Below are 13,074 nucleotides of genomic sequence, written 5' to 3'. Positions count from 1 at the left end.
GGGGGGCGGCGCCGCTCCGCGCCCCTTACGTCGGCCCGGCGCGCCCCCGCCGCGAAGGACACGTACCATGGGGTGAGGCCGTGGCGTGTCAAGCCCGGCAGGCCCGCGTCACACGGACGTCAGAGCAGGGCCTTCTCACCACTCCGGGAGTACGCCGCAATATGGCCACGCGCCACGACATCCGCAACGTCGCTATCGTCGCCCACGTCGACCACGGCAAGACCACCATCGTCGACGGCATGCTGAAGCAGGCCGGCGCGTTCGCCGCCCACCAGCTCGAGGGCGTCGACGACCGCATGATGGACTCGAACGACCTGGAGCGTGAGAAGGGCATCACGATCCTCGCCAAGAACACGGCGGTCAAGTACCACCCGAAGGACGGCGGGGACCCGATCACGATCAACATCATCGACACCCCCGGCCACGCCGACTTCGGTGGCGAGGTCGAGCGTGGTCTGTCGATGGTGGACGGTGTCGTGCTGCTGGTGGACGCCTCCGAGGGCCCGCTCCCGCAGACCCGCTTCGTGCTGCGCAAGGCCCTCCAGGCCCGGCTCCCCGTCATCCTGTGCATCAACAAGACGGACCGCCCCGACGCCCGGATCGACGAGGTCGTCAACGAGACGTACGACCTCTTCCTCGACCTGGACGCCGACGAGGAGCAGATCGAGTTCCCGATCGTCTACGCCTGCGGCCGTGACGGCATCGCCTCGCTGACCAAGCCGGACAACGGCACGGTCCCGGCGGACAGCGACAGCCTGGAGCCGTTCTTCTCCACGATCCTGGACCACATCCCGGCCCCGACGTACGACGAGGAAGCGCCGCTCCAGGCGCACGTCACCAACCTCGACGCCGACAACTTCCTCGGCCGCATCGCGCTGCTCCGCGTCGAGCAGGGCGAGCTGCGCAAGGGCCAGACGGTCGCCTGGATCAAGCGCGACGGCACCATCAGCAACGTCCGCATCAGCGAGCTGATGATGACCGAGGCGCTCACCCGCAAGCCCGCCGAGAAGGCCGGCCCGGGTGACATCTGCGCGGTCGCCGGTATCCCGGACATCATGATCGGCGAGACCCTCGCCGACACCGAGAACCCGATCCCGCTGCCGCTGATCACGGTGGACGAGCCCGCGATCTCGATGACCATCGGGACGAACACCTCGCCGCTGGTCGGCCGCGGCGGCACCGGCAAGGGCGCCGACGCCAAGGCCGCCGTGAAGGACCGCAAGGTCACCGCCCGCCAGGTCAAGGACCGGCTGGACCGCGAGCTGATCGGCAACGTCTCCCTGCGGGTCCTCGACACCGAGCGCCCCGACGCCTGGGAGGTGCAGGGCCGCGGCGAGCTGGCGCTGGCCATCCTGGTCGAGCAGATGCGCCGCGAGGGCTACGAACTGACCGTCGGCAAGCCGCAGGTGGTCACCAAGGACGTGGACGGCAAGGTCCACGAGCCGGTCGAGCGCATGACGATCGACGTGCCCGAGGAGCACATGGGCGCCGTCACGCAGCTCATGGGCGTCCGCAAGGGCCGCATGGACAACATGTCGAACCACGGTTCCGGCTGGGTCCGCATGGAGTTCGTGGTGCCCTCGCGCGGTCTCATCGGCTTCCGTACCGAGTTCCTGACCCAGACCCGCGGCACCGGTATCGGCCACTCCATCCACGAGGGCTTCGAGCCCTGGTTCGGCAACCTGACGACCCGTAACAACGGTTCGCTGGTCGCCGACCGCGCCGGCGCCGTCACCGCGTTCGCGATGACGAACCTCCAGGAGCGCGGCGTGCTCTTCGTGGAGCCGGGCACCGAGGTGTACGAGGGCATGATCGTCGGCGAGAACTCGCGCGCCGACGACATGGACGTCAACATCACCAAGGAGAAGAAGCTCACGAACATGCGGTCGTCCTCGGCCGACTCGTTCGAGGCGATCGTGCCGCCGCGCAAGCTCTCCCTGGAGCAGTCGCTGGAGTTCTGCCGCGACGACGAGTGCGTCGAGGTGACCCCGGAGGCCGTTCGCATCCGCAAGGTCAACCTGGACCAGCGGGAGCGCGCCCGCGCCGCGAGCCGCGCCAAGCACGGCTGATCCGAGGCGACTTGAGCCCGGGCACCCCCATGACGGGGGTGCCCGGGCTTTTTGCAACCCGTTTTCCGGGGGCCGGCGGGCGGTGACGTGGCGATGGTGTCCGGATTGCGGTGATCCCGGACCGATACCCATGTAACACGTCCGTTTCGCGGCCTTCTCACCGCGAACAGTTTGTCCAGTTTTTGGAAGTTCTTCGCGTCAGCTGTGACTGAATTGAGATTTAAAGACAGTGGTCGCCACCTGCCTCATGCCAGATAGTTAGCCGCGTAGCGCTCGGGTCAATGGGTCACGCGCTGTGGGGACAGCGCCGACTCACGAGCACCAGGGGGTGTCTGACCCTCCGTCAGGGGTGTCGGAGGGAAGACGGAAACCCTCTCCTGTTGGTGAACACGTGGAGTCATGAGGAGGAACCCCCATGCGCGGTGTCACGAACACCAAGTGGGTCAGTTCGTCGCTTCCAGCGGTGTGATTCGGCTGTAGAACTACGCGCGTCCGACTGCGGTCCCGCGCGTCCTCGGAGTACCCGGGCACCTCTCACACTCATACCTGTGAAACGGACGAACCGTGACAAGTCCTATCGACATCGAGGACGGCGGGACTTCGGTCGTCGTCGGCGGCGAACCAGGGCCGCCGGCGAGGAACGAACCCGTCAGGCTCGAAGGCCGGTCCCCCGGCCAGCTGATGTGGACGCGCTTCAAGCGTGACCGCACGGGAATCATCTCGGCCTGCGTCGTGGGCTTCTTCTTCCTGGTGGGGCTGCTGGCCCCGCTGATATCCAAGGTGTACGGCAAGGACCCGTACACGGTGTACGCGGACGAGCGTCCCGACCTCTTCGACAGCGCGGGCGTGCCGGTGCAGCCCAACGGCGGTATCAGCGGCGACTTCTGGTTCGGTCTCGAACCCGGCAACGGCTACGACGTGTTCACCAAGCTGATCTACGGCATCCGCACCTCGCTGATGATCTCGGTCGCCGTCACCGTCGCGGTCGTCGTGACCGGCATCCTGCTCGGCGTCACCGCCGGCTACCTCGGCGGCAAGACCGATTACGCCATCGGCCGGATCACCGACTTCCTGCTCGCCTTCCCGGCCCAGCTGTTCTTCATCGCGAGCATGCCGGTCGTGGTCTCCCTGTTCGTCAGCCCGCGTGACGAGACCCCCACCTACGTCCGCGTGGTGGCGCTGATCCTCGTGCAGTGGCTCCTGGGCTGGATGGGCCTCGGACGCATCCTGCGCGGCACCGCACTCTCCCTGCGGGAACGGGAGTTCATCGAGGCGGCCCGGGTCAGCGGGGCCTCGCCGTGGCGGATCATCCGCAAGGAGATCCTGCCGAACATCGTCACCCCGCTGCTGGTGCAGTCGACGTACCTGCTGCCCGGCTTCGTGACCGCCGAGGCCGGTCTGTCCTTCCTCGGCGTGGGCATCGTCGAACCGACGCCGGACTGGGGGCAGATGTTCTCCAAGGCGTCCACCGAACTGGTGATGCAGAACGACATCACCTACATGTTCTTCCCCGGCATCTCGATGATCATTTTCGTGGTCGCGTTCAACCTGCTCGGGGACTCGGTCAGGGACGCCTTCGATCCCAAGACGGCGCGCTGACCGGAGCGGGCTCTCTCTTTCGCACTGGTGACACACAGATCGCACTGGTGACACACAGATGGGTGGGAATCTTCGTGATGAGTAGGGGCGGACGCCATGCCTACGGCGCACTCTCCGTGCTCGCGGCCGGGGCTCTTGTGCTCACCGGTTGCAGCAAGGGCGGCAGCGACGGCGGCGGTGACGACAAGAAGCAGCAGGAGAACGCCAAACGGCAGCAGGCGTCCATCGAGTTCGGCGACGCCGCCGCCTCCACGGGCCCCGCGGCCGAGGTGCCCGGCGCCAAGCCCGGCGGCACCATGGAGGTGCTCCAGCGCGACAGTTACGCCCACCTGGACCCGGGCCAGATCTACGTCTCCAACGAGGGCTCCCTCGCCTCGCTGATCCACCGGGGCCTGACCGGTTACAAGGCGACGAGCGACGACGGCAGCAAGCACGAGGTGGTCGGCGACCTCGCCACCGACTCCGGTACCACCACCGACGGCGGCAAGACCTGGAAGTACACCCTCAAGGACGGCGTCAAGTTCGAGGACGGGTCCCCGATCACGTCCAAGGACGTGCGGCACAGCATCGAGCGGCTCTTCGCGCCGTTCATCAACCAGGGCCCCACCTACCTCCAGCAGTGGCTGGCCGACCAGCCGGGCACCGCCTACCGCAAGCTGCTCAAGGACGGCCCGTACAAGGGCAAGCACCTGCCCTCCTCCGTCCTGGAGACGCCGGACGCCAAGACGGTCGTCTTCCACTTCAAGACCCCGCACCCCGACCTGCCCTACGCGCTGGCGATGGCCGGCTACGCGGTCGTCTCCCAGAAGGGCGACACCAAGCAGCGGTACGACAAGGCGCCGGTGGTGACCGGCCCGTACAAGATCCAGTCGTTCAAGTCCGGCAAGTCGATGGTGCTGGTCAAGAACACCAACTGGGACCCGAAGACCGACCCGATCCGCCACCAGTACGTGGACCGGTTCACCATCACCTTCAACCAGCAGTACGAGACCTCCACCAAGGCCCTGCTCGCCGACAGCGGCGCGGACCGGACCGGCGTCAGCCTCAACAACCAGGTCGACGCGGGCAACCTGTCCAAGGTCCTGAAGGACCCGAAGCTCAAGTCCCGCACGGTCTCCGGCTACCAGCCGTACGTGGGCCAGATGAACATCAACATGAGCCACCCGGCGCTGAAGGACAAGACGGTCCGCGAGGCCATCGCCTACGCCCTGCCCATCACCCCCTTCGTCCGCGCCTACGGCGGCAACGACGCCATGGAGGTCGCGGGCGGCGCGATCTCCCCCACCGTCTCCGGCTACGACGCCGCCTTCGACCCGCACGGCAAGAAGAAGAAGCCCGCCGGTGACCCGGACAAGGCCAGGGCGCTGCTGAAGAAGGCCGGCAAGCTCAACCTCAAACTGACCTTCGGCTACATCAACACGCCCGAGGGACAGCAGTACTCCACCGCCATGGCCGCGGGCCTGGAGAAGGCCGGCTTCAACGTCCAGCGCCAGGAGATCCCGGCCGAGACCTACTACGACCAGGTCTCCAAGCTGGACAACAACTACGACATCTTCCACACCGCCTGGGGCGCCGACTGGCCGTCCGCCTCGACCGTCATCCCGCCGCTGTACGACGGCCGGCTGATCGCCGAGGGCGCGCAGAACTACTCGCAGGTCAACGACCCGAAGGTCAACAGCGAGATCGACCGGATCAACAAGATCACCGACCCGGTCAAGTCGGCCGCCGCGTGGGAGAAGCTGGACCAGTACCTCATCAAGGACGTCGTCAACGTCGTCCCCACCGGGTACTACAAGCAGACCCAGATCGCCGGTTCCAAGGTCGGCGGCCTCGTCTACGACGACGTGCTGGGCGGCGTCGACCCGCGTCGCCTCTACATCAAGTAACCGTCCCTGTCCGGTACCCGGCACACCGCACCGGCAGTGCGCCGGGTACCGCCCGGACCGCCGACGTCAGAGAGCTGCCCCTGCCATGCTGCGCTTCCTCATGCGCCGGACCCTCGGTGCCGTCGTCATCCTCTTCCTGCTGAGCATCGTCGCGTTCCTGCTGTTCTTCGGGGTGCCCCGGGACCCGGCGCTGCTGATGTGCGGCAAGACCTGCAACCCGGACAGCATCGCGAACATCCACCACGTGCTCGGCCTCGACAAGTCGATCCCCGAGCAGTACTGGCTGTTCCTGCACAACCTGCTCATGGGCAGCGACCGGTTCGCCCAGGGTCCCTGCCCGGCCCCCTGCTTCGGCTACTCGTACCACACCAACGAGCAGGTGTGGGCCACCCTGATGGACCGGCTGCCCACCACCGTCTCGCTCACCCTGGGCGCGGCTGTGTGCTTCCTGATCGTCGGTCTCGGCACCGGCCTGCTCGCCGCGTGGCGGCGGGGCACGCTGATCGACAAGGCGGCCACCGGCGGCGCCATGGTGGTCAGTTCGCTCCAGATCTACTTCCTGGGCCCGCTGGCGCTGGCGATCCTCGTCTACCAGACGCACTGGTTCGACAAGCCGGCGTACAACGAGTTCACCCAGGACCCGGCCACCTGGTTCACGGGCCTGATCATCCCCTGGGTGGTCCTCTCCACGATCTTCGCGGCGCAGTACACCCGTATGTCGCGGTCCTCGATGATCGAACAGCTCCAGGAGGAACACGTCCGCACCGCCCGCGCCAAGGGCATGTCCCGGCGGTACGTCTTCTTCCGCTACGCCTGGCGCGGTTCGCTGATCCCCATCGTCACCATCTTCGGCATCGACCTCGGCTCACTGCTCGGCGGCGCCATCATCACCGAGTTCACCTTCTCGCTGCCGGGGCTCGGGCAACTCGCCGTCCAGGCCGTCAGCTTCAGCGATCTGCCGCTCCTGCTCGGCGTGATGCTCTTCTCCGCCAGCATGATCCTGCTGTTCAACATCGTCGTCGACGCCGCGTACGCCTTCATCGACCCGCGCGTGCGGCTGGCCTAGGAGCACCGTCGTGACCACAGTGACCAAGGAGGCCGGCGTGCCGGCCCCGGCCGGTGCCGGTCCCCTGCTCTCGGTGCGGGACCTGCACGTCAGCTTCCGGACCGAGGACGGCGTCGTACGGGCCGTGGACGGCCTCTCCTTCGACGTGGAGCGCGGCAGCACGCTCGGCATCGTGGGGGAGTCCGGCTCGGGCAAGTCGGTGACCAACCTGACGATCCTCGGCCTGCACAACCCGATGTTCACCACCGTCGAGGGGGAGATCCTCCTGGACGGGCGGGAACTGACCTCGGCCCGGGAGTCGGAGCTGGAGAAACTGCGCGGCAACAAGGTCGCCATGATCTTCCAGGACCCGCTGACCGCGCTGTCCCCGTACTACACCGTCGGCCGGCAGATCGCCGAGCCGTACCGGAAGCACACCGGCGCCTCCAAGAAGGCGGCGTGGGAACGGGCCGTGGAGATGCTCGGGAAGGTCGGCATCCCCCATCCCCGGGAGCGGGCCAAGGACTACCCGCACCAGTTCTCCGGCGGGATGCGCCAGCGCGCGATGATCGCCATGGCGCTGATCTGCGACCCGGACCTGCTGATCGCCGACGAGCCGACCACCGCCCTGGACGTGACCGTGCAGGCGCAGATCCTGGACCTGCTCAAGAGCCTCCAACAGGAGTTCGGCTCCGGCATCGTCTTCATCACCCACGACCTCGGGGTGATCGCCGACATGGCCGACGACATCATGGTGATGTACGCGGGCGGCGCGGTGGAGCGGGGCACCACCGCCGAGGTGCTGCGCACACCCCAGCACCCGTACACCTGGGGCCTGCTCAACTCGATGCCGCGGCTCGACTCCGACCCGGGCGCCCCGCTGGCCCCGATCCCGGGTGCCCCGCCGTCGCTGCTCACCCCGCCGTCCGGCTGCCGCTTCCACCCCCGCTGCACCTTCCAGGACCGGGTGGAGGGCACGGGGCGCTGCGTGGCGGAGCGCCCGCCGATCGGCCCCGGCCGGGCGTCGGCGTGCCACCTCACCGCCGACCAGAAGCGGACCATCTTCATCGAGGAGATCAAGCCCCGACTGGGCTAGGTCGTCAGTCGTCCTAGGAGGACACCGTCATGAAAGAGGACCTGGTCCTCCCGGCCCCGGCCGACACGAGCGCCGGCCCGGAGGGGGAGCCGCTGCTCCGGGTCTCGGGGCTGACCAAGCACTTCCCGGTCAAGGGCGGCTTCCCGATCCGTCGCACGGTCGGCGCGGTGCAGGCCGTCGACGGCGTCGACCTCACCGTGTACGAGGGGGAGAGCTTCGGCCTGGTCGGCGAGTCGGGCTGCGGCAAGTCGACCACCGGCCGGCTGATCACTCGTCTCATGGAGCCGACGAGCGGCACGATCGCCTACCGTGGCCGGGACATCAGCCGTGCCACGCGCAGGCAGCTGACCCCGATCCGCTCCGAGATACAGATGATCTTCCAGGACCCGTACTCGTCGCTGAACCCGCGGCAGACGGTCGGCAAGATCATCTCGGGCCCGATGGAGATCAACGATATCGACCCGGCCAGCGGACGCGAGGCCCGGGTCCGGGAGCTGCTGGAGATCGTCGGTCTCAACCCCGAGCACTACAACCGCTTCCCGCACGAGTTCTCCGGCGGCCAGCGCCAGCGCATCGGGGTCGCCCGCGCGCTCGCCCTGGAGCCGAAGCTGATCGTCGCCGACGAGCCGGTCTCCGCCCTCGACGTCTCCATCCAGGCGCAGGTCGTCAACCTGCTCCAGAAGGTGCAGCGCGAGCTGGGCATCGCCTTCGTCTTCATCGCCCACGACCTCGCCATCGTGCGGCACTTCTCCCAGCGCGTCGCGGTCATGTACCTCGGCAAGATCATCGAGGTGGGCGACCGCGACTCCATCTACGCCCGTCCGCGCCACCCCTACACCCACGCCCTGCTCTCCGCCGTCCCCGAGGTCAGCCTCACCGAGGAGGAGGCGCCGCCGCGGGAGCGCATCCGACTCGCCGGTGACGTGCCGTCGCCCATCTCCCCGCCGTCCGGCTGCCGTTTCCGCACCCGGTGCTGGAAGGCGCAGGACAAGTGCGCCATGGAGGAGCCCCCGCTCGTCCGGATCACCGGCAACCACGCCGGCCACCTGACGGCCTGCCACTTCCCGGAGGACCCGACCGTCGAGGCCCGGGACGAGGACATCGTCCTGGACCCGGCCTTGGCGGCGTTGGAGGAGGGCAAGCCGGGACAGCCGTAGCGTCACCGGGCGGGCCGAAGCGGCGTCGTGGAGGCGGCGGGGTCCGGCCCGGGCGAGCGCGGCCCCGGCGGACGTTCAGCGCCGGGGCGCCCGGGCGGGCCGGGCCACGGTGATGATCTCCGGTGCGGTCGGGGTGAGCGGTCCCCGCTGCCAGTCGCCGTACCGCTCGGCCACCGTCAGGCCCGCCTCGGCGAGGAAACCGTCCAGGGCCGCGGTGTCCAGGAAGCGCAGGACGCCGTGGTGGGCCCGGGGCTCGGGCCAGCGGGGGCCGGCGTAGGTCTCGGTGAAGTGCACCCGGTCCCGCCGGAGCCCGGCGTCCTGGACCTCGTGCCACACGCGTACGGGCGTGCCGTCGGCGGCGGTGATCTCGTGGACCCGGTCCGGGGTCCACCGCTCCCAGGCCCGGGCGCCCGGATTGCGGGTCTCGAAGACGAACCGGCCCCCGTCCCGCAGGGCCGCGCGCACGGCCCGCAGGCAGTGCCGGATCTGCTCGTCGCCCACCAGTTCCTGGAAGGCGTGCCCGGTCATGACGACGAGGTCGAACTCCGCCCGCCACTGCCGCACCCGCACATCGCCGAGCACCCAGTCGACGTCGGGCCGGGCCCGCCGCGCCTGGACGAGCATGGCGGCGGCCGGATCCAGCCCCATCAGCCGCCCCCGGTGGCCCTCCTCGCGGGCCCGCCGCAGTAACTGCCCGGTGCCGCAGCCGATGTCCAGCACGGACCCCGCCTCCCGCACCAGGCCGAGGTAGAAGTCGTCACCCGGTCCCCAGGGGTTGAGGCTGTCGTACAGCGCGGCGAGCGAGAGATCGGCAAAGACGTGATCCACCACCGCGGCAGTCTGCCACACCATGCTGAACGGCGCGTCAGGAACAGGCAATATCCAAGTCCTCCCGATGGGGGGAGCGTCGGGGTGGCCGGCCGGGCATGGAAGAAGGCCCGCACCTGGGGAGGTGCGGGCCTTGTCCCCTGGAGCGGACGTTCGTGGGCTCGGGTCAATGGGCCGTGAGAGTCCGTTCCGCAAGGGGGCGGCTGACGGGAAAGGGGTGTGTCAGACCGCCGCCTCGGGGTCCTTGGAGAGGCGCGGGGCGGGGACGGTGTCGACCGTCTCCGGGTAGTGGCACGCCGTCAGGTGGCCCGGCTTGTTGCCCTCGACCTGCACCAGCGGCGGCGCCTCGGTGGCGCACTTCTCGGTCGCCTTCCAGCACCGGGTGCGGAAGCGGCAGCCGGAGGGCGGGTTGATCGGGGACGGCACGTCTCCGACCAGGCGGATGCGCTCACGCGGCTCCTCGTCGACCGTCGCCTCGGGGACGGCGGAGAGCAGGGCCCGCGTGTAGGGGTGGCGGGGGTTGTCGTACAGGTCCGCGCGGTCGGCGATCTCCACGATCTTGCCGAGGTACATGACCGCGACGCGCTGGGAGAAGTGCCGCACGATGGCGAGGTCGTGGGCGATGAAGACGAAGGCGATGCCCAGCTCGCGCTGCACCTTCTGGAGCAGGTTGACGACCTGCGCCTGGATGGAGACGTCGAGGGCGGAGACCGGCTCGTCGGCGACGATCAGCTTCGGCTCCAGGGCGAGCGCGCGGGCGACCCCGATGCGCTGGCGCTGGCCGCCGGAGAACTCGTGCGGGAAGCGGTTGTAGTGCTCGGGGTTGAGACCGACGATCTCCAGCAGCTCCCGGACCCGGGCCTCGCGTCCGCTGGCCGGGTCGATGTCGTTGATCTCCATCGGGCCCGAGATGATCTTGCCGACCGTCTGCCGCGGGTTCAGCGAGGCGTACGGGTCCTGGAAGATCATCTGAATCTCGGAGCGGATCGGGGCCAGGCCCCTGCGACCCGCGTGCGTGATGTCCTGGCCCCGGTAGATGATCTTGCCGCTGGTCGGCTCCAGCAGACGGGTGATCAGCCGGCCGGTGGTCGACTTGCCGCAGCCCGACTCGCCGACCAGGCCCAGGCTCTCGCCCTCGGCGACCTGGAAGTCCAGCCCGTCGACGGCCTGCACCGCGCCGACCGTGCGGCGGATCGGGAAGCCGCCCTTGATCGGGAAGTGCTTGGTCAGCCCCGAGACGTCCAGGAGGGGGTTCGTGTTGCTCATGTTCGTGAAGTCCGCTCTCGTGTCCGTCAGTTGTGCCGGGTCGCGGCGTAGTCGGGGAAGAGTTCCCGCTTCTGCTCCGTGGTGAGGTGGCAGGCCGAACCGCGGCCGTCGACCACTTCCAGCAGCGGGCGTTCACCCGAGCACCGCTCGCCGGCGACCTTGTCGGTGAAGGTGCACCGCGGGTGGAAGCGGCAACCCGTCGGCGGGTTGAGCAGCGAGGGCGGCGAGCCGGGGATCGGCGTCAGCGGCACGTCGACCGGCCCGGTCAGGCTGGGCATCGAGTTGAGCAGACCCACGGTGTAGGGGTGCTGCGGATCGCGCAGGACCTCCTGCTTGGTGCCGCGCTCCACGCACCGGCCGCCGTACATCACCAGCACGTCGTCCGCGATGTCGGCGATGACGCCGAGGTCGTGGGTGATGAAGATGATGGCCGTGCCGAACTCCTGCTGGAGGTCCTTGAGCAGGTCCATGATCTGGGCCTGGACCGTCACGTCGAGCGCGGTGGTCGGCTCGTCGGCGACCAGCAGCTCGGGGTCGCAGACCAGCGCCATGGCGATCATCGCGCGCTGGCGCATACCGCCGGAGAACTGGTGCGGGTAGTCGTCCACCCGCATGTCCGGCTGCGGGATGCCCACCCGGCGCAGCATCTCCACCGCGCGCTTGCGGGCCTCGGCCTTGGAGGCGCCGGTGTGCTTGCGGTACGTCTCGCCGATCTGCGTGCCGACGGTGTGGTACGGCGACAGCGAGGCCAGCGCGTCCTGGAAGATCATGGACATCTTGTTGCCGCGCAGCCGCTCCAGCTCCCGCTCGGAGGCGGTGAGCAGCTCCTTGCCGTCCAGCACGATCTCGCCCTCGATCGCGGTGCGCTCGCGGTCGTGGAGGCCCAGGATCGTCAGGTTGGTGACGGACTTGCCCGAGCCCGACTCGCCGACGATGCCGAGCGTCTGGCCCTTGGCGAGGTCGAAGCTGAGTCCGTCGACGGCCTTGACGATGCCGTCCTCGGTGGAGAAGTGGACCTTGAGGTCCCTGATGGAGAGGAACGGCTGCTGATCGGTGCTCGTCACGGGGACGCTCCTGGGGGGTGATGCGAGGTCGCCGGGTGGGGCGGTGGGGAAGGGGGCGGGGCGGAGGTCAGGCGAGCCGGATCCGCGGGTCGATGAGGGCGTAGACGGCGTCCACGATGATGTTGAAGAAGACGATGGCACCGGCGGCCAGCAGGGTGACGCCGAGCACCATGGGCAGGTCGCTCTGCTCCACCGACCTCAGCGCGAGCTGGCCGACGCCCTGGAGGCTGAAGACCTGCTCGGTGATGATCGCGCCGCCGATGAGGGTGGCGAGGTCGATGCCGAAGATGGTGACGATCGGCCCCATCGCGCCGCGCCAGGCGAACCGGAAGAAGACGTTGCGGCGGGACAGGCCCTTGGCCCGGGCGGTGCGGACGTAGTCCTCGCTCAGCGTCTCGACCAGCTGGGAGCGCGTCATACGGGTGTAGTTGGCGGTCCAGATCAGGGCCAGCACCAGCCAGGGCAGCAGCAGGCCGGAGATCCAGGCGCCGGGGTTCTCGGTGAGGGGCGTGTAGGAGGGGTTGTCGAGGATGTCGAGCTTTCCGACGAGGAAGTACATCGCGATGTACCCGACGAAGTAGATCTGCATCGACGACGCGACCAGCGAGGCGGAGCTGGCCGCCTTGTCCTGCCACTTGCCCTGCTTGACGGCGGCGGCCATGCCGGCGCCGACACCGAAGAAGAGGAAGACGACGGCGGAGCCGAAGGCGAGGGAGAGGGTCAGCGGGAGCCGGTCCAGGATGGTGCCCAGGACGGGCTCACGGTTGGCGAAGGAGTAGCCGAGGCAGGGCGCGTTGCAGTGCCCGAAGCTGCCGTAGTCCCGGCCGACGAAGAGGCCCTTGAGCCAGTACCAGTACTGGACCGGTACCGGATGGTCGATGCCCATGTTGTGCCGCACCTGTTCCAGAATCGGCTTGGTGCAGTTCTTGCCGCAGGACATCATGGCGGGGTCACGCGGGATGGCGTAGAAGAGCCAGAAGGTGACGGCGCTGATGATCAGGAGGATGACCAGCGCGCCGAAGGTTCGGCGGACAAGGAAGCGGAACATGGGGCGTGACTTTCCG

Annotated in this window: 10 protein-coding genes; 6 read left to right on the top strand and 4 right to left on the bottom strand. The window is 68.7% G+C overall.

Features of this window, described 5'->3' with window-relative positions; translation table 11 throughout:
• The first annotated feature begins 161 nt into the window (after positions 1–161).
• The 6 genes from typA (at position 162) to ACIQVT_RS10570 (ending at position 8,852) form a co-directional block, all read left to right on the top strand.
• The gene (gene typA, locus ACIQVT_RS10595) at positions 162–2,069 is read left to right on the top strand and encodes a translational GTPase TypA (RefSeq protein WP_403750488.1); all 1,908 of its coding nucleotides are present in this window, start codon (positions 162–164) and stop codon (positions 2,067–2,069) included.
• Positions 2,070–2,633: 564 nt separating this feature from the next.
• A complete protein-coding gene (locus tag ACIQVT_RS10590) occupies positions 2,634–3,668 on the top strand; it encodes an ABC transporter permease (RefSeq protein WP_403750486.1) in 1,035 nt (344 codons plus the stop codon).
• Positions 3,669–3,745: 77 nt separating this feature from the next.
• On the top strand, positions 3,746–5,554 hold the full coding sequence (locus ACIQVT_RS10585; RefSeq protein ID WP_403750484.1) for an ABC transporter substrate-binding protein: 1,809 nt from the start codon (positions 3,746–3,748) through the stop codon (positions 5,552–5,554).
• 85 nt (positions 5,555–5,639) lie between these two features.
• Entirely contained in the window at positions 5,640–6,620 is a 981-nt protein-coding gene (locus ACIQVT_RS10580; RefSeq protein ID WP_403750482.1) for an ABC transporter permease, read from the top strand.
• Between the two features lie 10 nt (positions 6,621–6,630).
• On the top strand, positions 6,631–7,695 hold the full coding sequence (locus ACIQVT_RS10575; RefSeq protein ID WP_403750480.1) for an ABC transporter ATP-binding protein: 1,065 nt from the start codon (positions 6,631–6,633) through the stop codon (positions 7,693–7,695).
• 29 nt (positions 7,696–7,724) lie between these two features.
• Complete coding sequence (locus ACIQVT_RS10570; RefSeq protein ID WP_403750478.1) at positions 7,725–8,852, top strand: ABC transporter ATP-binding protein; 1,128 nt, start codon at positions 7,725–7,727, stop codon at positions 8,850–8,852.
• A gap of 75 nt (positions 8,853–8,927) precedes the next feature.
• Here ACIQVT_RS10570 and ACIQVT_RS10565 read toward each other — a convergent pair whose 3' ends face one another.
• The 4 genes from ACIQVT_RS10565 to ACIQVT_RS10550 all read right to left on the bottom strand — a co-directional run bounded on the left by ACIQVT_RS10565 (position 8,928) and on the right by ACIQVT_RS10550 (position 13,058).
• Entirely contained in the window at positions 8,928–9,683 is a 756-nt protein-coding gene (locus tag ACIQVT_RS10565) for a class I SAM-dependent methyltransferase (RefSeq protein WP_403750476.1), read from the bottom strand.
• 219 nt (positions 9,684–9,902) lie between these two features.
• Positions 9,903–10,946 carry an ABC transporter ATP-binding protein gene (locus ACIQVT_RS10560; RefSeq protein ID WP_403750474.1) on the bottom strand — a complete coding sequence of 348 codons (1,044 nt, stop codon included), beginning with the start codon at positions 10,944–10,946 and terminating at the stop codon, positions 9,903–9,905.
• A 26-nt stretch (positions 10,947–10,972) separates the two neighbouring features.
• On the bottom strand, positions 10,973–12,010 hold the full coding sequence (locus ACIQVT_RS10555) for an ABC transporter ATP-binding protein (RefSeq protein WP_403750472.1): 1,038 nt from the start codon (positions 12,008–12,010) through the stop codon (positions 10,973–10,975).
• A 67-nt stretch (positions 12,011–12,077) separates the two neighbouring features.
• On the bottom strand, positions 12,078–13,058 hold the full coding sequence (locus ACIQVT_RS10550) for an ABC transporter permease (RefSeq protein WP_403750470.1): 981 nt from the start codon (positions 13,056–13,058) through the stop codon (positions 12,078–12,080).
• Positions 13,059–13,074 lie beyond the last annotated feature (16 nt).

Source organism: Streptomyces sp. NPDC100445, from assembly GCF_044759735.1.
Classification (GTDB): Bacteria; Actinomycetota; Actinomycetes; order Streptomycetales; family Streptomycetaceae; genus Streptomyces.
This window is presented reverse-complemented; position numbering and strand designations above follow the sequence as displayed.

Excerpts from the sequence above, each read along its gene's own strand:
- ACIQVT_RS10560 (WP_403750474.1), bottom strand. The coding sequence starts at position 10,946 with ATGAGCAACACGAACCCCCTCCTGGACGTCTCGGGGCTGACCAAGCAC.
- ACIQVT_RS10570 (WP_403750478.1), top strand. The coding sequence starts at position 7,725 with ATGAAAGAGGACCTGGTCCTCCCGGCCCCGGCCGACACGAGCGCCGGC.
- ACIQVT_RS10585 (WP_403750484.1), top strand. The coding sequence starts at position 3,746 with ATGAGTAGGGGCGGACGCCATGCCTACGGCGCACTCTCCGTGCTCGCG.
- ACIQVT_RS10580 (WP_403750482.1), top strand. The coding sequence starts at position 5,640 with ATGCTGCGCTTCCTCATGCGCCGGACCCTCGGTGCCGTCGTCATCCTC.
- typA (WP_403750488.1), top strand. The coding sequence starts at position 162 with ATGGCCACGCGCCACGACATCCGCAACGTCGCTATCGTCGCCCACGTC.
- ACIQVT_RS10550 (WP_403750470.1), bottom strand. The coding sequence starts at position 13,058 with ATGTTCCGCTTCCTTGTCCGCCGAACCTTCGGCGCGCTGGTCATCCTC.